General features: G+C 45.1%; 13 protein-coding genes. 6 read left to right on the top strand and 7 right to left on the bottom strand.

The window, feature by feature from the left end:
• The first annotated feature begins 192 nt into the window (after window positions 1-192).
• Window positions 193-792, top strand: a complete 600-nt coding sequence (locus tag Q5691_RS02285) for an FAD-dependent monooxygenase (RefSeq protein WP_333216613.1) — start codon at window positions 193-195, stop codon at window positions 790-792.
• A gap of 171 nt (window positions 793-963) precedes the next feature.
• Window positions 964-1,275, top strand: coding sequence for an FAD-dependent monooxygenase (locus Q5691_RS02280; RefSeq protein ID WP_333216614.1), 312 nt, complete (start codon window positions 964-966; stop codon window positions 1,273-1,275).
• Between the two features lie 255 nt (window positions 1,276-1,530).
• Here Q5691_RS02280 and Q5691_RS02275 read toward each other — a convergent pair whose 3' ends face one another.
• Both Q5691_RS02275 and exaC read right to left on the bottom strand, forming a co-directional pair.
• On the bottom strand, window positions 1,531-1,878 hold the full coding sequence (locus Q5691_RS02275) for a DUF779 domain-containing protein (protein ID WP_333216615.1): 348 nt from the start codon (window positions 1,876-1,878) through the stop codon (window positions 1,531-1,533).
• Between the two features lie 166 nt (window positions 1,879-2,044).
• Window positions 2,045-3,565 (bottom strand): acetaldehyde dehydrogenase ExaC, encoded by a 1,521-nt coding sequence (exaC, locus tag Q5691_RS02270; protein ID WP_333343838.1) that lies wholly within the window; start codon window positions 3,563-3,565, stop codon window positions 2,045-2,047.
• Window positions 3,566-4,012: 447 nt separating this feature from the next.
• Here exaC and Q5691_RS02265 point away from each other — a divergent pair, with 447 nt between their 5' ends.
• Complete coding sequence (locus tag Q5691_RS02265; protein WP_333343837.1) at window positions 4,013-5,215, top strand: phytochelatin synthase family protein; 1,203 nt, start codon at window positions 4,013-4,015, stop codon at window positions 5,213-5,215.
• A gap of 232 nt (window positions 5,216-5,447) precedes the next feature.
• Here the strand turns inward: Q5691_RS02265 and Q5691_RS02260 are convergent, their stop codons facing one another.
• From Q5691_RS02260 to Q5691_RS02240, 5 genes are all read right to left on the bottom strand, one after another.
• Complete coding sequence (locus tag Q5691_RS02260) at window positions 5,448-8,903, bottom strand: WD40 domain-containing protein (protein ID WP_333343836.1); 3,456 nt, start codon at window positions 8,901-8,903, stop codon at window positions 5,448-5,450.
• A gap of 35 nt (window positions 8,904-8,938) precedes the next feature.
• Entirely contained in the window at window positions 8,939-11,218 is a 2,280-nt protein-coding gene (locus Q5691_RS02255) for an AAA-like domain-containing protein (protein WP_333343835.1), read from the bottom strand.
• A gap of 414 nt (window positions 11,219-11,632) precedes the next feature.
• Entirely contained in the window at window positions 11,633-13,024 is a 1,392-nt protein-coding gene (locus Q5691_RS02250) for a serine/threonine-protein kinase (protein WP_333343834.1), read from the bottom strand.
• A 29-nt stretch (window positions 13,025-13,053) separates the two neighbouring features.
• Window positions 13,054-15,579, bottom strand: coding sequence for an ankyrin repeat domain-containing protein (locus Q5691_RS02245; protein WP_333343833.1), 2,526 nt, complete (start codon window positions 15,577-15,579; stop codon window positions 13,054-13,056).
• A gap of 205 nt (window positions 15,580-15,784) precedes the next feature.
• The gene (locus tag Q5691_RS02240) at window positions 15,785-15,919 is read right to left on the bottom strand and encodes a DUF4058 family protein (RefSeq protein ID WP_445304859.1); all 135 of its coding nucleotides are present in this window, start codon (window positions 15,917-15,919) and stop codon (window positions 15,785-15,787) included.
• A 322-nt stretch (window positions 15,920-16,241) separates the two neighbouring features.
• On the opposite strand from Q5691_RS02240, the gene fbp reads away from it, so the two are divergent.
• From fbp to zwf, 3 genes are all read left to right on the top strand, one after another.
• Window positions 16,242-17,315 (top strand): class 1 fructose-bisphosphatase, encoded by a 1,074-nt coding sequence (gene fbp / locus Q5691_RS02235; RefSeq protein ID WP_333343844.1) that lies wholly within the window; start codon window positions 16,242-16,244, stop codon window positions 17,313-17,315.
• A gap of 218 nt (window positions 17,316-17,533) precedes the next feature.
• Entirely contained in the window at window positions 17,534-18,688 is a 1,155-nt protein-coding gene (tal, locus tag Q5691_RS02230; protein ID WP_333213348.1) for a transaldolase, read from the top strand.
• A 261-nt stretch (window positions 18,689-18,949) separates the two neighbouring features.
• Entirely contained in the window at window positions 18,950-20,479 is a 1,530-nt protein-coding gene (gene zwf, locus Q5691_RS02225) for a glucose-6-phosphate dehydrogenase (RefSeq protein ID WP_333311613.1), read from the top strand.
• Window positions 20,480-20,495 lie beyond the last annotated feature (16 nt).

Raw genomic sequence — 20,495 nt, 5'->3', positions numbered from 1 at the left:
TGCAGAAATTTTGAAGTAGCCAATTAATAATTAATGCTGCACCGGCTCAGATACTGATTTTAGCGGCAGCGTGAAACCTGTCGCTATCAGCAAAAGCTCAATCCGCAATTGAGCGATCGCCAAAATTGGATTTTCCTTAATTACAATAGTGGTTGAGAACCGATCGGCAATCTTAAATCAGGAGAAGCACAAATGGTTTCGTCCCAGAGTAGGATAGGTATTATCGGCGCCGGATCATCAGGAGTTTATCTAGCAATTTTGCTGATCCAACAAGGATTTCAAGTTACCTTGTTTGAAAAAGCACCCCATGCGCGCACCGATGGCTGTGGTATCCTGATCGTGCAAGCAGGTATGGAAGCGCTGCATCAAGGAAACCCTCAAATTAGCCAGAAAATTATTAACTCAGGCGCTCCGGTTAAATTATTCGAGTTCCGCAACCTCCACGGCGATGTCATCAATTCTGAACCCGTCACGTATGAGGAAAATGAACTCCCAGGAATGCTAGTACACCGCAAAGCTATTTTAGAAGCACTCCTGGAGGAGTTACCCCCTGACACTATTCGTTTTAATGCTGAATTATTGTCAATCTCCCAAACCGAGCATAGCGCGATCGCGCACTTTAAAGATGGCAGTCACTGGGAAGGAGATCTGTTAATTGGTGCCGATGGAATAATTTCTAAGGTTCGTCAATTTGTGGTTCCGGGTGTAGAATTGTGTTATTTAGGTGATCTAGTATGGCGAGCAATTGTAACAGATAATAACTTCTGTCCAGAAGGAAACTATTTGCTTTAGGTACGCGAACGAGGAATTTATGCCAATTTTGTTAATCTTGGTGCAAATCGTACTCATTGGGGTTTCTTTCTGGAAAAGGATCTGGCCGATTTTGAAGTAGGCAAACTACAACCAACTAATATCATTATTCCTCCCCAAGAGTTGGCAAAACTCCCAGAGGATGCGCGAAATGTGATTGAGTCAACCCCTTTGGAAAATATTGTCTGTCGTTATTCCTATGACATTGATCCCCTGCCTCAACTATATGATGGCCGTGTTATCTTAATTGGTGACGCGGCTCACGCGAAAAGTCCGACACGCGCTAGAGGTATGACTTCAGGTTGGGAAGATGGTTTGTCTTTATCACGACATCTCATGTCTAGTGCTAATATTGCAGAAGCTCTGGCAAATTTTCAAGCTGAAAGATTACCGATTGTCCACGAATACCAACGCACTAGCCGTGAAATTAGTCAGCAAATCAGGGCAAACGCCTCTAAATCCTGAAAGCTTTACGCTATCAGGGGTTTAATTTTGGGCAACCAAACTCAAATCATGGGTGAAGCCTTTGTCTAGCAAGTATTCTAAAAATAAGATGCGTTTGCCCTCGTTAGAAAATTGGTGGTCGTTAGCCCAGGCGAGAAACTTAGATAAAAATTTAAATAAAATAGGTTTTTTCGCTCCCATGAAAGAAACGGGGTTTCAGGCTTAAGCAAACTCATGTTTTTAGAGAAACTGCAGGCAAGTTCAGGATAAACAGAGTTACTCAGCATTAACAAACAAGCGAGAGCGAGTAATAAAACGCTCTCCATCCGGCCCTTCCAGGGAGAAATCACTGCCTCCGGGCCCCGATGCCACGTCTATAATCAACTGCGTGTGCTGCCAATATTTGTATTGCTGCGCTGCAATATAAAAGGGGCAACCGCCTATTTCGCCGAGTAATACGTCACCATCACCGATTATCAATTCCCCGTTGGGAAAGCACATGGGGGAACTACCGTCGCAGCAGCCGCCGGATTGGTGAAACATCAATTCTCCGTGTTGAGTTTTGAGATGGTTAATTAATTTTAAAGCGGCTTCTGTTGCCGTGACTTTTGCGATCGTTTCCATTGCAGTCTCTTTTTGTAGCAATTATTTTTCGTTTTTGAATCAGCTTTTTTTAATGAACCGCAGAGGGCGCAGAGGGCGCAGAGAAGGAGAGGAAAGAGAAAAAGAAGGAGTTCACGAATCATTGAAGTTTGTCCTTCTTCCTTTTTCCTTCCCAACGACTAAAACTTTAGAAAAAACCTAAAGTTTTCGGGCTGTAGCTGACTAACAAATTCTTAGTTTGCTGGTAGTGATCTAACATCATTTTGTGATTTTCGCGACCGATACCAGATGATTTGTAGCCGCCGAATGCTGCGTGCGCGGGATACAAATGATAGCAGTTTGTCCACACGCGACCGGCTTGAACGGCGCGGCCCATGCGGTAGGCGGTGTTGATGTCGCGAGTCCAAACTCCGGCACCTAAACCGTAGAGAGTATCGTTGGCAATTTCTAATGCTTCGGCTTCGTCTTTGAAGGTGGTGACTGCTAATACTGGGCCGAAGATTTCTTCTTGGAAAATTCGCATTTTGTTGTTTCCTTTGAAGACTGTTGGCTGGAAATAATAGCCGTCTTGCAAGTCGCCGGATAAGATGTTTCTTTCGCCACCAATGAGACATTCTGCGCCTTCGGCGTGACCGATTTTGACGTATTCGGCGATTTTTTCCATCTGGTTGATGGAGACTTGCGCGCCGAGGGCGGTTGTCGGATCTAAGGGGTTGTCTTGTTTGATTTGGCGGATGCGATCGATCGCCCTTTCCATGAATCGATCGTAGATTGACTCCTGAATTAAGGCGCGGGAGGGACAGGTGCACACTTCTCCTTGATTAAACGCAAACATGACTAATCCTTCCACTGCTTTGTCGAGGAATTCGTCGTCTTGGGCGCAGATATCTTCAAAAAAAATGTTGGGGGATTTGCCGCCTAGTTCTAGGGTGACGGGGATGACGTTTTGGGAGGCGTATTGCATGATTAGCCTGCCGGTGGTGGTTTCGCCGGTGAAGGCGACTTTGGCAATCCGGGGACTGGTGGCGAGGGTTTTGCCGATTTCGGCGCCGGGCCCGTTAATGACGTTGATTACGCCGTCTGGTACTAAGTCGGCGATGATTTCCATCAGTACCAAGATTGAGGCGGGGGTGGGGCCTGCTGGTTTGAGGACGACGCAGTTGCCGGCGGCGAGGGCTGGGGCGAGTTTCCAAGCTGCCATTAATATCGGGAAGTTCCAGGGTATGATTTGTCCGATGACGCCTAGGGGTTCGTGGAAGTGGTAGGCGACTGTTGTTCCGTCGAGTTCGCCGATCGACCCTTCTTGAGCTCGGATGCAGCTTGCGAAGTAGCGGAAATGGTCGATCGCCAGTGGTATGTCTGCGAGGCGGGTTTCGCGAATTGGTTTACCGTTATCCCAGGTTTCGGCGATGGCGAGGCGATCGAGGTTTTCTTCGATGCGATCGGCTATTTTGTGTAAAACCCGCGCCCTGTCTGCTGGGGAAGTCTTACCCCACTTGTCTTTCGTGGCGTGGGCGGCATCCAGTGCCAATTCTACATCCTCGGCGGTCGATCGGGGGATTTGACAAATTGATTTTCCTGTTATTGGAGACAGGTTTTCCGAGTATTTCCCTTTCACTGGTGGCACCCACTTGCCGCCGATAAAGTTGTCGTAGCGAGTTTGAAAAATCGACTGACTGCCGGATTGAACAGGTGCTGCTACTACCATTTTATTACCTGATTAAAAATTGTTTTCGCGGAGGCTTGAAATCTCTTGCATATCAACTATCGTCTATTTTCCTGAAGGTCGGTCAGTTCATATACAAAATTTTACAGTTTTCAAATATTTTGCATTCACTGTAGGGGCTGGTTGAAAAACCATCTCAGGCGAAAACCAACAATCTCCAAAACCCACTCCCACCCAACTGTAAATACTATTAATTATCCGAGCTGCATACTGCTCAATATGTGGGAAATTGCCGAATTATTTCATCACCTTGATGCCTAGCCTTCGGAAATAGTCACGTTTTTTAAATTTGCACCCCTAAAGCGAAATCTTCGCAGCGTTTTATTGCTAAAATTGAAAAAATAGTTAATAAGTGCATTCATCATTATCCATGTGACGATATTGCATAATATTTATTAGCACCATAAGCAATAAGGGTTAAAAGACTCAATGTCTGCTCAAGGGTTTTATCGTCGTTCACTCCCCGATTCTGCTATTGCCTTTTCCTCCATAGAGGGAAAGCAAATATTTCGAGAAGCCTTGGCATTGGGAGGTATGGAAGGGTATTTTGCTCTAGCGGAACAGTTTCATACTCAAGCAGAACCCGCTTTTTGTGGATTGGGTAGTTTAGTTGTTGTTCTTAATGCCTTATCCATCGATCCGGGTCGCATTTGGAAAGGGGTGTGGAGATGGTATGGAGAGGAATTTTTAGACTGTTGCTTACCTCTTTCAGTGATTAAAGAAAACGGTATCACCTTTGATGAGTTTGTATGTATAGCACGTTGCAACGGTGCTGTTGTAAAACCTAACCGTTACCACCAAAGCAGCTTGGAAAACTTTCGGCAAGCAGTTGAAGAGGTGACTGCGGCGTCAGGTGATATTCATCTAGTTGTTTCCTATAGCCGAAAGGTATTGGGACAAACGGGTGATGGTCACTTCTCACCAATTGGTGGCTATCATCCACAGCGGGATCTAGTTCTTCTGCTGGATGTGGCCCGTTTCAAATATCCACCTCACTGGGTTTCTCTGCCTTTGTTATGGCAAGCATTTGAACCTGTCGATCCCGTCACTAATCAATGTCGAGGTTATATTTTATTGCAGAAGAGTGAAAGGTTGCCAGAAACCTTCTTTCATGTTGCTTGTGATTTACATCAGTGGCGTAGTGTTGCTCCTTACTTTACAGAAATACTCCCAGACATTCTGAGAAAAGAGCAACCTGATTCAATTGCTTCATTTGTCAGTACCATCCTGCACCATTGGCCTATTGAATTCACAACTATGGTGAATACCTCCTCAGAGACGGCAGAGACACTTGAGAAATTACGGGCAGCTATTGAGTTAAATTCACTGTTTGATATTGTTCACCAATGCTTGTCAAGCGATGACTCGGATGCAATGTCTGTTGTAGGGAAGTGGCCGCAACAGCCATTCGTAGCAGAGATAATAACAGCAATATTACTCTCCTGTCCCGAAACGCTCTATGCAACTCTCAAACCCGAGTTACGACTGTGGTTTAGTGAGGTGCGCCACCTTGAGAAACTACTCCCTCCCTTGGATCTAGAGATATCTAGATTGAGAGAACAAATGTCAGCACTCCAGGAGTTTTACACTTTATATTCAAAGGGACATCAGTGTAATATCCCTCAGAGTTAGCACCTACCGCCTTTTGATCTCCTCAAACTTCGACTAACTACAAAAGTGAAAATTCAACAGAAAAATTTAATAATCTGATTGATGCTGGTGTCGGTTGTGGAGGAAGATTCGCCGCAGCGAAATATTGGGGTTGTGACTGATGCGAGTGAAGAATGGACAACGTAAAAAATGGAAGTGGTGGTAAAAAAATGTATGGCGTGCATCTGGCTGGCTGGCGGTTTTTGCCTAAGTCCTATTTGATTGACTGTTGACTGAGGTAATCAGCATACATCTGTTTATCCTCTTCTGTGACTTTCGGGTTGGTTCTGAGATAGTCGCTAATCCAATTGCAACCTAATGCCATTAGTCGATCGAAATCCCAAATCCACAGTTTGATGGTCTTGTCACTGCTAGCAGAAGCCAATGTCAAGCCATCGGGACTAAAGGCAATGCTATAGACCGGATTCCTATGCCCGGTGAGGGTAGCGATGGGTTTTTGGGTTTGCAAGTGCCACAGTTTGATGGTTTTGTCAAAGCTTGCAGAAGCCAATGTCAAGCCATCGGGACTAAAGGCCACGCTATAGAGCGGATTTCTATGCCCGGTGAGGGTAGCGATGGGTTTTTGGGTTTGCAAGTGCCACAGTTTGATGGTTTTGTCAAAGCTTGCAGAAGCCAATGTCAAGCCATCGGGACTAAAGGCCACGCTATAGACCTCATTGCTATGGCCGGTGAGGGTAGCGATGGGTGTTTGGCTTTGCAGGTTCCAGAGTTTGATGGTGTTGTCACTGCTAGCAGAAGCCAAAGTCAAGCCATCGGGACTAAAGGCAACGCTTCTGACATAACTGCTATGCCCGGTGAGGGTAGCGATGACTTTTTGGGTTTGCAGATGCCACAGTTTGATGGTGTGGTCACGGCTAGCAGAAGCCAAAGTCAAGCCATCGGGACTAAAAGCGACGCTCCAAACCCAATTGCTATGCCCGGTGAGGGTAGCGATGGGTGTTTGGGTTTGCAGGTGCCACAGTTTGATGGTGTTGTCGTCACTTGTAGAAGCCAAAGTCAAGCCATCGGGACTAAAGGCGACGCTATTGACCTCATTGCTATGCCCAGTGAGGGTAGCGATGGTTTTTGGGCTTTGCAGATGCCACAGTTTGATGGTGTGGTCACTGCTTGCAGAAGCCAAAGTCAAGCCATCGGGACTAAAGGCAACGCTTCTGACAGAATTGCTGTGATCGGTGAGGGTAGCGATGGGTTTTGGGCTTTGCAGATGCCACAGTTTGATGGTGTTGTCGCTGCTAGCAGAAGCCAAAATCAAGCCATCAGGACTAAAGGCGACACTATAGACCGGATTGCTATGCCCGGTGAGGGTAGCGATGGGTTTTTGGGTTTGCAGGTTCCAGAGGTTGATGGTGTTGTCACTGCTAGCAGAAGCCAAAGTTTTGCCATCGGGACTAAAGGCGACGCTATAAAGCGAATTTTTATGCCCGATGAGGGTAGCGATGGGTTTTTGGGTTTGCAGGTTCCAGAGGTTGATGGCGTTGTCAAAGCTTGCAGAAGCCAAAGTTAAGCCATCGGGACTAAAGGCGACGCTATTATAGCCAGGATTGCTTTGCCCGGTGAGGGTAGCGATGGGTTTTTGGCTTTCCAGGTGCCACAGTTTGATGGTGTTGTCAAAGCTTGCAGAAGCCAAAGTCAAGCCATCGGGACTAAAGGCGACGCTTCTGACAGAATTGCTATGCCCGGTCAGGGTAGCGATGGGTTTTTGGCTTTCCAGGTGCCACAGTTTGATGGTGTGGTCACTGCTAGCAGAAGCCAAAATCAAGCCATCGGGACTAAAGGCAACGCTTCTGACAGGATTGCTATGCCCGGTCAGGGTAGCGATGGGTTTTTGGCTTTCCAGGTGCCACAGTTTGATGGTGTTGTCGTCACTTGCAGAAGCCAAAGTCAAGCCATCTGGACTAAAGGCAATGCTTCTGACAGCATTGCTATGCCCGGTCAGGGTAGCAATGGGAGTTTGGCTTTCCAGGTGCCACAGTTTGATTGTGTTGTCGTCACTTACAGAAGCCAATATCTTGCCATCTGGACTAAAGGCGATGCTTCTGACAGAATTGCTATGCCCTTCCAAATGATTGCGCTCTTTTACTGCGGACGCTGCTTGTTGCAGCGCAGCTATCACTCGCCCTCTAAGATGTTTTGTCGTCTCGGCTGAAGAATCTAGTTGTTTGAATGCTTGCCCTGCCTTTAATGCTTCCAACAGTGCTTGGAATATCTGTCCTGAACGAAATGATTCATTAGAAAAAGCAGTTTCCTGGATGACATTTGCTAAATTCTGGGCTTGAGTGACTTTATAGGTGGCTAATTGCTCTGCTTTAATTAGCGTCTGATTCGCTTGAGTCAAAATTTTATTCGCTTGTCTCTGTGCTTCTAACTCTCGTTCAACTTCCCGTTGTTGGACTTCCCGACTGGCATTTAAAAACTGATAATCTAAATCACTCAAACTTTTGCCGGCTGCCCAATTTTGAGCATCTTGCAAGGCTTGGCCCCGCAACAGTCGCGATTCATCTTGACAATCCGACTCTATCCAAGCTTTAAAAGTTTCGCTGTAAGGGCGGAGATTCGCTAATTGTTTTTCCACCCAATATAGGTTAAAAACCGATTGATAAATCCGGTTATAAACTTTAAGTTTGCCAGACTGCTTAACCACCAATCCAGTTAATCGTAGTTCCATTTGTTCGGGACTATCATCAGTCGCTATTTCATTGTGCTGCAAAATTTGCTGATATAGTCCCAATAACCTACTTGCCCGTTGTTCGCTCCGTAAAATGCGATCGCGAATCGTCTTCAAGTGTTCCGGTTCATCCTGCCCTTCCCAATTCTCAATTACTTTTTCTCGGACTAAATTTCCTACCCACTCAGCAGGATTTTGCCTGAAGGCAGAGTTGGCATGATTGAGCAGTAATTTACAAACTTTTTGCGTTAAAAAGGGCTGTCCTCCTGTCCAATATAACACCGCTTCTAACAATGCTTGCGAATTTTCTGCTTGACTCTCTAACCCAACTGCCAAAGGTTGGGCTTCTGCTAATTCAAACCCCGTTAACTCTATCCCTCGACCAATATTAAAAGGAGTTCGTCGCTTGTCTTGAATTAAATCTGAGGGAGTTGCCACCCCTAACATCGTAAATGTTAATCGACGATAGTCGGGTTTATCGGCTCGATTATTATAGCAATCACGAATCACAGCAAAAAAATCTTCTATTTTAAAGTTTAAGCTGATTAAGCTGTCCGATTCATCGACAAAAATTACTATATTTGCTGAGATATTCTTGAGTAATACTTCTTCAACGAATTTACTAAATCGTTTAACGTTCGATAGTAATCTATTCTGCTCCCACCATTCATCTAAATCAAAAATTTCATACAAATCTAATCGGCTGACGATGCTATCAATCACGCCTGCATACCACTCTTCTGGTGTAATATCTGAGGTGCCAATTTCTGTGATGTCAATGCTACTACAGGCGATACCCTCTGCTTGTAACCGCTGCATTGTCCGCACTCGCAGGGATGATTTTCCCATTTGTCGGGAATTAAGAACATAGCAAAATTCTCCGGCTTTTAAAGCTTGATAAAGTTCTTCATCCGCCTTTCTAGTGACATAAGTTGGGGCGTTTGCAGGCAGGCTACCTCCCACTTGATATTGATAATCTTTCATAGGTAATCGTTAATTCATAGGGGGAAATCCGAGAATCAAGGAATCAATTTGTACAGCCGTACAGGTTCAGAAATTCCCTTTAACTGTTGCATTCCTAAGTCAATAACATTTAAAGATAAATGGGTTTTAACGACTTGATAAATTGTCTCAGAAATACAGATTCCTCCTGGTTCTGCTTTCCCTTCTAAACGAGCAGCTAAATTTACACCAGCCCCCCTGATATCATTATTAAGAGAGAAAATTTCTCCCAAGTGAATACCAATGCGGTGTTGGAGGACATGACTCGCAGGTAAGGTTGTAGCAGCTTGGGCGAGACTTCGTTGTATTTCTAGCGCACAGGCAACTGCTTTTACGGCACTTTCGGGAAAGCAAATTAATAAACCATCGCCCATTTCTTTAAGGACTTTGCCTTGATATTTAGCGCAGATGCCTCGGATGATGTTGAAATCTCGATTTACTAATTCTAGTGTCAGCTTTTGGTTGGCAACCGATAAGGCGGTGGAATTAACAACATCCGAGAACATAATAGCTGCTAAATTACTCTCTACGAGCAAGCTTGATGGGTTATTAGGTTGTTGCACAGGAGTAATATTTGGTTGGGGAGAGGCTAGGCGATCGCGAAAATATTGACGATACAAACCACAAAATGGCATTACAGCATTTCCCTGAAATTTGATCAACCCCATGCTTCGCAATTTAAAAGCCTCTCCGGTATTAATCTCTACAGGTTGTTCGCTGTTAATCACTTGTCTAATTGTTGCTGCTAGTTCTGCATCTGTTTCCAAGTTAACTAAATGCCGTCGTAAATGATCGTAGTAAGGGCCTTCTTCAGTAGGAGCTACTTTTAGCAAGCGCTCTAAGGTAATTCTCCCCCTGGCAACTTGGTAGAGAGCAACTCGAACTAAATAAGGATGACCGCCCACCATTTGCATCAGGTCACAAATCTCTTGATTTGACCAATTTAATCGGTGTCGATTCACTAAATCTGTTACCTGTCTCTGATTGAGTTCAGGTAAATCTATCGGCAATCCCACGTTAAATGGCGACTGATTAATATTGAGAGGGATATAAACTTCTTGAGAGTGAGAAATGACTAACCTCAGCTTTTTCCAAATTTCCTCATTTTTCCCCCGCTCGTGCCAAGCTCGTAATAATCCAAAGAAGTCGGTGGCTATTTCGGAATGCACAAAAATCCGATCGACTTCATCTAACCCTAAAACAAGAGGTTGATCGCTGTCAGATAGTAGATAGCGTTGGAAATACTTCGTAGTTTTATTTTTACTGCCGAGAACGCCTTTCCAATATTCTCCTAACCTATCTTCTAAGTTTAATTCATTGGTAATCTCACCACAAAACCACTGCAACAACTCATCAAGATTGGTGAGAAAACTACCATCAGCCCATTGAAAGTTTAAATACGCTGTTTGATATCCCTTTTCCTTGGCGTGGTCTAAAATTCGCTGCACTAAGGAAGTTTTTCCCATTTGCCGGGGGGCTTTGATTCGGATTAAAGCTCCGGGTTTGACAATAGTTTGGTAGCAGTCCGATTCAATGGGAGCCCGATCGATATATAGCGGTGAATCCAAACTCACAGAACCTTCGGGGTTGTCTAAGTTGAGCAGAGAAAGGGGAGGTGCGGCGATCGATCGCGCATTTTCCACCACAGGCGACGACTTCTCAACTATATCGCTAACAGAAGCATCGCGCGATCGCCCTGCTGCATCCAACTCCGAAAAATCCGACTTCTTCTTCAATACCGGAGTAAGTTCTTCGGAAATTCCTGCCATGCTGATGCTAACGCAACCCAACTTATAGGCACGTTCGATCGACTCCCCCGCCGCCAAGGTATCGTAAAAACCTACTGCAAATTCTCGTGCGGCGTTATCTCCCACCGCTTGCTTCATGCCGATCACGTAGGGAATGTGACGTGCGATCGCAGACGCTTGCACTTCTGAATAGCAAGCGTTGAGTATGACGCACTCCACGTACTCATTAAACGCCTCAAACAAAGCTGCCAAAGCTTTGGCATTTACCAGCTTAATCTGCCCCATGTCATCTTCTAGGGCTAAACCGCTTTCTCCTGCACCATGCCCAGAGAAATGCACAATCTCTGGTTTATAATCTAATATGGCTCGCTGCATTTCTCTGGGTGTCACCGCCCACTGTTGCTCAAGTTGGAACTTGTCGGCCTTTTTAGAGCGTTGCAACCCCTCTGCAATTTCCTTCGCCTCTTTCTGTAAGTCCACAGGGGTGGTATTTTTGGGGTTGGCTGCTAAAAACAGGATAGTTTTTTTATTTCGAGTAGAAATACTCATCAATCGAACCTTCACGCTTAGGAGATACTGGAGCTTAAGGACACTACCCCACTCAGGGCGAGATATTTCTTGCCTTGACGGTATTTAAGCACAAACATCTTTATTTTTGTTGGTAAGTCAATTGGCAGAAAGGAGCACCCTGAGTCAAGCATAACCAATCGAAAAGGCGATCGCGACTCTCAACTAATTTTTTAGCTACGTATTCAAGAAGTGCGATCGCCTTCCTCTTTTGCAGTCCTATTTCATCAATATCGAGATTCTTTATAGTTTTATTCTCATGCCCTATCCAGGATTTTCTGATGATTATTATTGCCTAAATTAGTACATAAAATTTTCTATAATTCCGCATTTATTTAATCCACGTACTCAGAAAAAAACGGTTTTTTTATCAACTCTGTGGATGACAACAATGATTTATTTTAGTTTACTTAAACAATCATTTAATTCTCCTACCAACCATTCTTTCTCAGCTTGCGGCAAAAATAAGCCAAAACAATAGTTACGCGACTTGGCGCGAATCCCGCAAAAAGTCATCGATTTTTTGAGCAATGGCAGATGAATTCCCCTCAACTTTACCCGCTGGATATCTTGAGGGCTGATTTGAATTGGTCTTGGTCTAGTGAATAGATAATAATCAATCCAACACAAGCACATCAAAGCATAAAATACGGTAAATATTATTACAGCTATGATTGATATAAATACAAATCGCTGAAATAATATACCTAGCCAGTCGGCTACAATGTATTTAAACAAGCTAACTGTCGAGTCCAGCGGTACGGGTATCACCCCTAGTGATAAGTGGAAAATTGGAAGGAGCAAAGAGCAGGGAAGTAAAACTTTACAAGTCAGATGAATGAAGTGGAAAAACCCTTTGAGTCTGCTAGGTGAACGATCGGGGTGTATATGGATGAATAACCACCGTTTCGCGTCAATTAAAGTAATTCGGGATTGTGGCGAGCACTTAAACATTTTTTCGGGATTAATCCCGCTTGGCTGTTCCCCTCGCAGCGCTAATAAAGCATCTTTTGCTGATTGAAATCGATCTTCAACTGCGGGTTCAATTATCTGATCTAACCAGTCGGCAAACTCTGGAGAAATAGAGACGCGATCGCGGAATTTTACCTTCAGCTTTTGTCTGGGTAAATCCGATGGAAATTTCTGGGTTAACAGGAAAAGCAGCGTTGTTCCTAATCCATACAAATCTGTTGATAATACAGCTTTTCCTCGGAATTGTTCTGGTGCCATGTAACCGTAGGTCCCGACAACGGTACTGCCTCCAGTAACGGTATGATGGTAAGTATTTTGAACTGCGCCAAAATCAACTAGGAAGACTCGCCCATTTTTTTGCAGAATAATATTTTGGGGTTTAATATCTCGGTGGATTGCAGGAGGTAACAGCGATTGCAGATAAGCTAGAATTTCTAGCAATTGATAGGCGATATGACGAACTTGAGCTTCATTGGGTTTCCAGCCATTTTCTATCCACTGTGCGAGAGATTTTCCCGGTGCGAGTTGTTGGGCGATATAAAAACAACGATCTTGGGAAGTATCCACTTGAAAGTAGTCAATGTAGCGAGGAATTCCCGGATGATTCAATCCCGATAAAGTTTTTGCTTCTCGTTCAAATAACTCGATTTTCTTCCATTCAGTTGTCAGGCGCAGGGATAAAGCTTTGAGTGCAACTTTTTGATTGCTGTTTAAATCTACAGCAGCATAGGTGATTCCAACTCCACCCTGTCCTAATTTGCCGATTATGCGATATCTTTCAGCAATGATTTTTTCCGATCGTTGTAGTGTTTCCATATTTTTATGCGTGGGGTTATTTGGGATAATTAGTCTGTTGCGCCGCGAGATCTGAGTATTTTGGCTGCTGCTTCTCGGTCGGGGTTCCAGTTGGTTTCTGCTATCTTTAGCGGCGTCTCGCCATAGCAGTTGGTAACGTCAATTTTTGCACCTTTAGCAATCAGTAATTTTAAGATTTCTACCGTGCCATAATGTGCGGCTTTATGCAGTGGAGTTGTGTCACATATATCTCTGTTATTGACATCTGCACCGTTTTTAATTAGCAGTGCAGCAATATCATTGTGTCCGATCGCGATCGCTTGATACAATGGAGTTTGACCGTTCGCATTTCTAGCGTTAACCCTTGCGCCATTAGCAATTAGCTGTTCAGCGATATCTTGAGAGCCTTGAGCAACAGCAAGATGCAGGGGAGTTTGAAGCAAGTTATTTTTGGCATTAACGAATGCACCTTTGGCAATGAGTTTTTTGGCTACATCCTCAAGTTTGAAATCGACAGCGATATGCAGTAAAGTTCTGCCTTCTTTGTCTTCACTATTAACATCTGGGTTTTTACTAATTAGCCGCGCCACTGTATCCTGAAGTTTCAGGTCTACGGCGATATCCAGTGGAGTTTTTCTTTGATTATCCTGGATATTAATTTCTGCACCTTTAGCAATCAGCAATTTTAAGATTTTTACCGTGCCATAATGTGCGGCTTTGTGCAGTGGAGTTGTGCCAGATCCATCTATATTATTGACATCTGTACCGTTGTTAATTAGCAGTGCAGCAATCTCATTGTGTCCGATCGCGATCGCTCGATACAATGGAGTTTGACCGTTCGCATTTCTAACGTTAACCCTTGCGCCATTAGCAATTAGCAGTTCAGCGATATCTTGAGATCCTCGATCGACAGCTAGGTGTAAAGGAGTATTTCCAGATTGGTCTATAGCGTTGATATCCAGCATTAGCAAAGCAGCAACTTCTTTTGTGGTTGCATAGTGCAGTGGAGTTCTTCGATAGTCATCGCGGATCGCCACATTTGCACCGTCTTTAATTAGCTGTTGTACCAACTCCTTAAAGCCTATTTTGGCTGCGTTATGTAATAAAGCTGTACTCTTGCCATTTCGGGCATTGTCTTCTTTGATGTTAATTTTTGCGCCTGCTGCGAGTAGTATTTGTGCTATTGCCTTCGATCGCGCCCTATGTAGAGGAGTCAAGCCATTTTTGTTTTTGGCATTGACATCCGCACCTTTAGCAATCAGCAACTTGGCCATTTCAGGCGATCGGGCCCAGAACAGAGGAGTTGTACATATACTATTACACGCCCCAAATTGATCTTCTCCCCAGGCGTTAATATCTGCACCTTTAGCAATTAGCGTCTGTGCCACTTTTATGTGATCGTACACAGCAGCCATGTGTAATGGGGTCCAGCCATATGCACTCTTAGCGTTGACATCTGCACCTTTGGCAATTAACAATTCTGCCACCTCTTTTGACCCAGCAAAGTGTAGTAAATTCTGATTATTTACCCTGCTATTAGCATTAATGCCAAGATCCAGATAATGCCTAACAGTTTTAGTATCTCCCCGTTCAACAGCCTGGACAACTGCATTGGGGGTAAATCCAATCCGGTTGAGGATGGGATATTTAAAGTGATTGAAAACAGCAACAGTTGCGATAGCAGCAATTCCTATTTTGAGGCGCTTTTTCCATTGCGTCGGATTGGATTTAACGTTAACTATTCGAGGATTGCGAAGAGATTCAAGCGCTTCTTTAGCCGATCGAAAGCGGTTTTCTAAATCTGGCGCGATCGTTTTTCCTAACCAATCGGCAAATTCTGAAGAAATCTGAATTTGAGAGCGAAAATCTTTCTCTAGTATATTTGTTGGTAATTCGGCGGGGGAACGGTGGGTTAGTAAATACAACAACGTCGCTCCTAAACCATATAAATCTGTTGCAGGTACGGCTTGTCCGAGAAATTGTTCTGGAGCCATATAACCATAGGTTCCAACTACGGTACTTCCTCGCATTAAAGTATTGTAATAAGTGTTTTGCACTGCTCCAAAATCTACCAAGCAGACTTCCCAGTCTTTTTGTTTGTGGGAATTGATGGGCGATTTGAAAACAATATTCTCTGGTTTAATATCCCGGTGGATGACAGGTGGTTTCTGTGAATGAAGATAAACTAAAATCTCCAAAATTTGTGTGGCAATGCGTTGAATTTCGGACTCACTAGCGTGCCAGCCACTTTCGACTAAACTTGCTAGAGATTGCCCTTGGGCCAGTTCTTGTACTATATAAAAACAACGGTTGTCGGGAGTATCGACATAAAAATAATCCAAATAACGCGGAATTCCCGGATGATTCAATTTTGATAAAACATTGGCTTCTCGTTCAAAGAGTTCCAGGACTTTCCAGTCATTCATCTTCTGTAAAGACAAAGCTTTGAGTGCGACTCGCTGGTGTGTTTGGAGGTCAACGGCTTCATAAGTTGTGCTACTACCGCCTTCTCCGAGTAGCTTTTTAATTTGATAGTGTTTGACTAAATTATGGGGAATTTGTTCGACAATATCCATAGCATTCTCCTGGGTTGATGAGTCCCAACAAACATTTTATATTTGGGTTTTTAAACCCCAAGTTTTGAAAAATTTATGCAATGCAAATTGAGTGTTTGAGTAGATTTCAAACAAGTCAATAGAAAAGTCAATGAGGGACTCTGTATATTTGCTTAAATTTCAATTACCGTATTTCTATGGATAGCTTACCCAGAATTTTGGAGTGTCATATCGCCTTTGGCGAAAATTTACGTACGGGATATTGATCGTAATCGAGCCGATAATCATAGCCGGCGCGATCGTAAATGCCTGCAAGCAATTCCGGCAAATTAACAATAGGTTCTACATCTTCTTCGCGCAAAGGAAGTTGTCGGTCTTTTTGAGATGCTAGCCAACGTTCGTAGGCTTCTCTATCGCCACTTTTTCTCTCAGCGCCCTCTGCGTCCTCTGCGGTTAATCAAAAAAAGTAGTGATTTTGGATACAATTCTCGACTCAACAGTCGATCGAACTCCTCAATTTTCGATGGGATCTAAAATTCACCTAAAGTTCGACGCCCTTTGGCAAAACCCTCCCTAAGATAGAAGTTAGGGGACGATCGGTCTCATAGCCGATTCAGGGGCAAGTGTCAAGGACTCCATCGAACCCAAATCCAGAGCAGCAAGACAGGGAGGACATCAAAATCATGGTAAACGCGCCGACAGGGGAAACCCGCCTGGGCCCGACAGATCAGGTGCAAGCCTTAGACCGCGATTGCACAACCCTATCTCGTCACGTACTCCAGCAACTTCACAGCTTTTCAGCAGATGCTCAGGATCTCAGTGCGCTGATGAATCGCATCGGGCTGGCGGCAAAGCTGATCGCGAGGCGGCTCAGCAGAGCCGGATTAATGGCAGATGCCTTGGGGTTTACAGGGGCTACGAACGTGCAGGGAGAATCCGTCAAAAAGATGGATATCTATGCCAATGAAGTGTTTATCTCGGTATTCCAGCAAAGCGGACTTGTCTGCCGCTTGGCTTCGGAGGAAATGGAAAAACCCTACTACATTCCCGAAAATTGTCCGATCGGGCGTTACAGTCTGCTCTACGACCCCATAGACGGTTCTTCCAATCTTGACATCAATCTCAATGTAGGCTCCATATTCAGCATCCGCAAGCAAGAGGGGGACGATGCAGATGGTTCTGCTTCCGACTTGCTGCAACATGGACACAAACAAATTGCCGCTGGTTATGTGCTCTACGGCCCGAGTACCATGCTGGTTTATTCGATCGGTCAGGGTGTTCATTCCTTTACCCTCGACCCCAGCTTGGGCGAGTTTATTCTAGCTAACGAAAACATTAAGGTTCCCGATAGCGGCCCGATTTACAGCGTTAATGAAGGCAACTTCTGGCAGTGGGAGGAATCTTTGAGAGACTACATTCGCTACGTACACCGCAGCGAAGGCTACACCGCCCGGTACGGCGGGGCTTTGGTGGGAGATTTCCACCGGATTTTATTTCAGGGAGGCGTGTTTTTGTACCCCGGAACGGTGAAAAACCCGGAAGGCAAATTGCGCTTGCTATACGAATCGGCTCCTTTGGCGTTTTTGATGGAGCAAGCCGGCGGGCGCGCCAGTACCGGTATTCAAGACATCTTAGACGTTGTGCCGACCAAACTGCACGAGCGATCGCCCTTGATTATCGGCAGTAAAGAAAATGTAGCGATGGTCGAGTCTTTTATTCAAGATCGATCGCGCAATCCTAGAACAGTCCAAGGGTGAAGGAAGTTCGGCAACGGATTGTGTAACGGATGTAACGGATGTCAGGAAGAGGGAAGCTCGGCAACGGATTATGTAACGGATGTAACGGATGTCAGGAAGAGGGTTTTAACTTATAACTTTCGACTCCCAATTACCAATTCCCCATTGCCAATTTTCAATTTTCAATTTCCAATTTCCAAGTGCTAATTAACAGCTATCAAATTGTAGGAGTTACAGTAATGACAGCAACACCAACGAATCACCTGTTAGAAATCAAAGAAATTGGCCAAAGTATCTGGATGGACAATTTGACTCGCGATCTGATCGAGTCCGGCGAACTCAAACAGATGATTGAAAGTCGGGGACTGCGCGGGATTACATCTAATCCAGCTATTTTTGAGAAAGCGATCGCGGGTAATGTGATTTACGACGCGGATATCGAAGCGGGCATCCGGGCGGGCAAATCTGTAATGGAGATTTACGAATCTCTGGTATTTGAAGATATCCGCAACGCTTGCGACATCTTCGCCCCAGTTTACGCAGAGTCGAAGGGTTTGGACGGCTACATTAGCATTGAAGTACCACCGACGATCGCCAACGACACAGAAAGCACGATTAGCGAAGCCATGCGCTATTACCAAGCCCTCGGCAAAGAAAACGTGATGATTAAGATTCCGGGAACCGCTCAAGGTTTGCCAGCAGTTGAGCGAGTCATTAGCGAAGGCATTAACGTTAACGTGACTTTGCTGTTCTCGGTTGACAGCTACGTCGAAACCTTCTGGGCTTACATTCGTGGTTTGGAAGCGCGGGTGGCTAAAGGTTTGGATGTGAGCAATATTGCTTCTGTTGCCAGTTTCTTCTTGAGCCGGATCGACATCAATGTCGATGGCAAGATAGACGAGAAACTCAAAAATGTCACAGATATTTCCACAAAAGCTAAACTGGAAGCAGTGAAGGGGAAAGTGGCGATCGCCAATGCGAAGGTAGCTTACCAGAAGTATAAAGAGATCGTAGCGAGCGATCGCTGGCAAGCTTTAGCAGCCAAAGGAGCGAAAGTACAGCGCTTGCTGTGGGCTTCCACCAGCACCAAAAACCCCAACTACAGCGATGTCATGTACGTCGATGAACTAATCGGCCCCGACACGGTTAACACTTTGCCGCCGAACACCGTTGAAGCTTGTTTCGATCACTGCGATGTCGCACCCCGGATTGAGAACAATGTTGCAGAAGCTTACACCCTGATCGAAAGTCTCAAAGATCCCGACATCGACATCAACTTGGACCAAGTGATGGCAGACTTGCTCCTCGACGGGATTGATAAATTCGTCACCCCGTTCCAATCCCTGATGGATTCCTTGCAAGAGAAAGTCCAGAAGTTGTCACCCGTCGCTTAGGCAGATATCTGTATCCTGAAAGGCAGAAGCATTTAGGAATCGGAATAGATAATTGTTTGGGTTCTTAAATGCCGAGTTTTAAATCCTCTCTAGGATTTTTGAGATTAATGCCTCTCTGAGTTCCTAGAGAGCAAAATCATCGGCTTCCTCTAGCAGTATGAAGAACCGATTAACTCTCTCACCGAGAAACTAGCAGAAATGACCGCAAACACTCATGGTGTCTTGGCAGGGTTAACATCACTAGAACAAGGAAAATAAATAATGGTAACGCTACTTGAAAATCCACTGCGGGTCGGTTTGCGAAAAGAACGAGTGCCGGAACCACAAATTCTAGTAATATTCGGAGCTTCTGGGGATCTCACCCAGCGCAAACTGGTACCTGCAATTTATCAGATGAAGCGCGATCGACGCTTGCCACCGGAAACTACCGTGGTGGGAGTAGCCCGTCGCCCTTGGAGTCACGATTACTTCCGAGAGCAAATGCGCGAAGGCATTGAAGAATTTGGCGGCGGCATTGGCAATGAAGAATTTTGGCAAGATTTCGCTCAAGGTTTGTACTATTGCCCGGGCGACATTGACAACCCAGAAAGCTATCAAAAACTCAAAGCTTTCTTAGCGGAACTCGACGAAGAAAGGAGAACTCGCGGCAATCACATATTTTATCTATCAGTTTCCCCGAACTTTTTCCCAGAAGCAATTAGGCAACTGGGCGATGCTCAAATGCTGGTTGATCCAGTAAAACACCGCTTGGTAATTGAAAAACCCTTCGGCCGCGACTTGAGTTCGGCAAAAGCTCTTAACCGAGTCGTGCAGAAGGTTTGCCAAGAACAGCAAGTTTACCGGATCGACCACTATTTGGGTAAAGAAACTGTTCAGAATTTAATGGTGTTCCGGTTTGCTAACGCGATTTTTGAACCGCTGTGGAATCGGCAATTTGTCGATCACGTACAAATTACTGTTGCAGAAACAGTAGGCGTAGAAGACCGGGCAGGTTACTACGAATCCTCTGGGGCGTTGCGGGATATGCTGCAAAACCACTTGATGCAGATTTTCTGTCTGACGGCGATGGAACCGCCGAACTCGCTTGACGCTGACAGCATCCGCACCGAAAAGATGAAAGTTCTGCAAGCAACTCGCTTGGCAGATTTGCATAACTTGGAGTTTTCAGCGATTCGGGGTCAATATTCCGCAGGTTGGATGAAGGGCAAACCCGTGCCAGGATATCACGATGAACCGGGGGTTGCTCCCAACTCGACAACGCCGACTTTTGTGGCGATGAAGTTTATGATTGACAACTGGCGCTGGCAGGGAGTGCCTTTCTACCTGCGAACCGGTAAACGGTTGCCGAAAAAAGTTAGCGAAATTGCGATTCAGTTCCGCGAAGTTCCGCTGCTAATTTTTCAGTCCGCAGCCCAACAAACTACTCCTAACGTTTTGACTATGCGGGTGCATCCCAACGAGGGGATTTCGCTGAGGTTTGAGGCGAAAATGCCGGGGCCGGATTTGCGGACGCGGACGGTGGATATGGATTTCAGTTACGGTTCTTCTTTTGGGGTGACATCTTCGGATGCTTACGATCGCCTGTTAATTGATTGTATGCTTGGCGACCAAACTTTGTTTACCCGTTCTGATGAAGTGGAAGAAGCTTGGCGGGTGGTAACGCCGGCGTTGATGGATTGGGAATCCTCCAACGACCAAGATTTGGTTCCTAAATATGAAGCAGGTACTTGGGAACCTGCGGAAGCAGAACTGCTAATTAACAGAGACGGTCGCAAGTGGCGCAGACTTTAAGAGTCAGTCGATTTTA

This window comes from Microcoleus sp. w1-18aA5 (assembly GCF_036701705.1).
In the GTDB taxonomy this organism is placed as follows: Bacteria; Cyanobacteriota; Cyanobacteriia; order Cyanobacteriales; family Microcoleaceae; genus Microcoleus.
This window is presented reverse-complemented; position numbering and strand designations above follow the sequence as displayed.

Bases quoted from the DNA above. Each gene is read 5' to 3' on its own strand.
- zwf (WP_333311613.1), top strand. From the start codon at position 18,950: ATGGTAACGCTACTTGAAAATCCACTGCGGGTCGGTTTGCGAAAAGAA.
- tal (WP_333213348.1), top strand. From the start codon at position 17,534: ATGACAGCAACACCAACGAATCACCTGTTAGAAATCAAAGAAATTGGC.
- Q5691_RS02255 (WP_333343835.1), bottom strand. From the start codon at position 11,218: ATGAGTATTTCTACTCGAAATAAAAAAACTATCCTGTTTTTAGCAGCC.
- fbp (WP_333343844.1), top strand. From the start codon at position 16,242: ATGGTAAACGCGCCGACAGGGGAAACCCGCCTGGGCCCGACAGATCAG.
- Q5691_RS02275 (WP_333216615.1), bottom strand. From the start codon at position 1,878: ATGGAAACGATCGCAAAAGTCACGGCAACAGAAGCCGCTTTAAAATTA.
- exaC (WP_333343838.1), bottom strand. From the start codon at position 3,565: ATGGTAGTAGCAGCACCTGTTCAATCCGGCAGTCAGTCGATTTTTCAA.
- Q5691_RS02250 (WP_333343834.1), bottom strand. From the start codon at position 13,024: ATGGAAACACTACAACGATCGGAAAAAATCATTGCTGAAAGATATCGC.
- Q5691_RS02245 (WP_333343833.1), bottom strand. From the start codon at position 15,579: ATGGATATTGTCGAACAAATTCCCCATAATTTAGTCAAACACTATCAA.
- Q5691_RS02265 (WP_333343837.1), top strand. From the start codon at position 4,013: ATGTCTGCTCAAGGGTTTTATCGTCGTTCACTCCCCGATTCTGCTATT.
- Q5691_RS02260 (WP_333343836.1), bottom strand. From the start codon at position 8,903: ATGAAAGATTATCAATATCAAGTGGGAGGTAGCCTGCCTGCAAACGCC.
- Q5691_RS02285 (WP_333216613.1), top strand. From the start codon at position 193: ATGGTTTCGTCCCAGAGTAGGATAGGTATTATCGGCGCCGGATCATCA.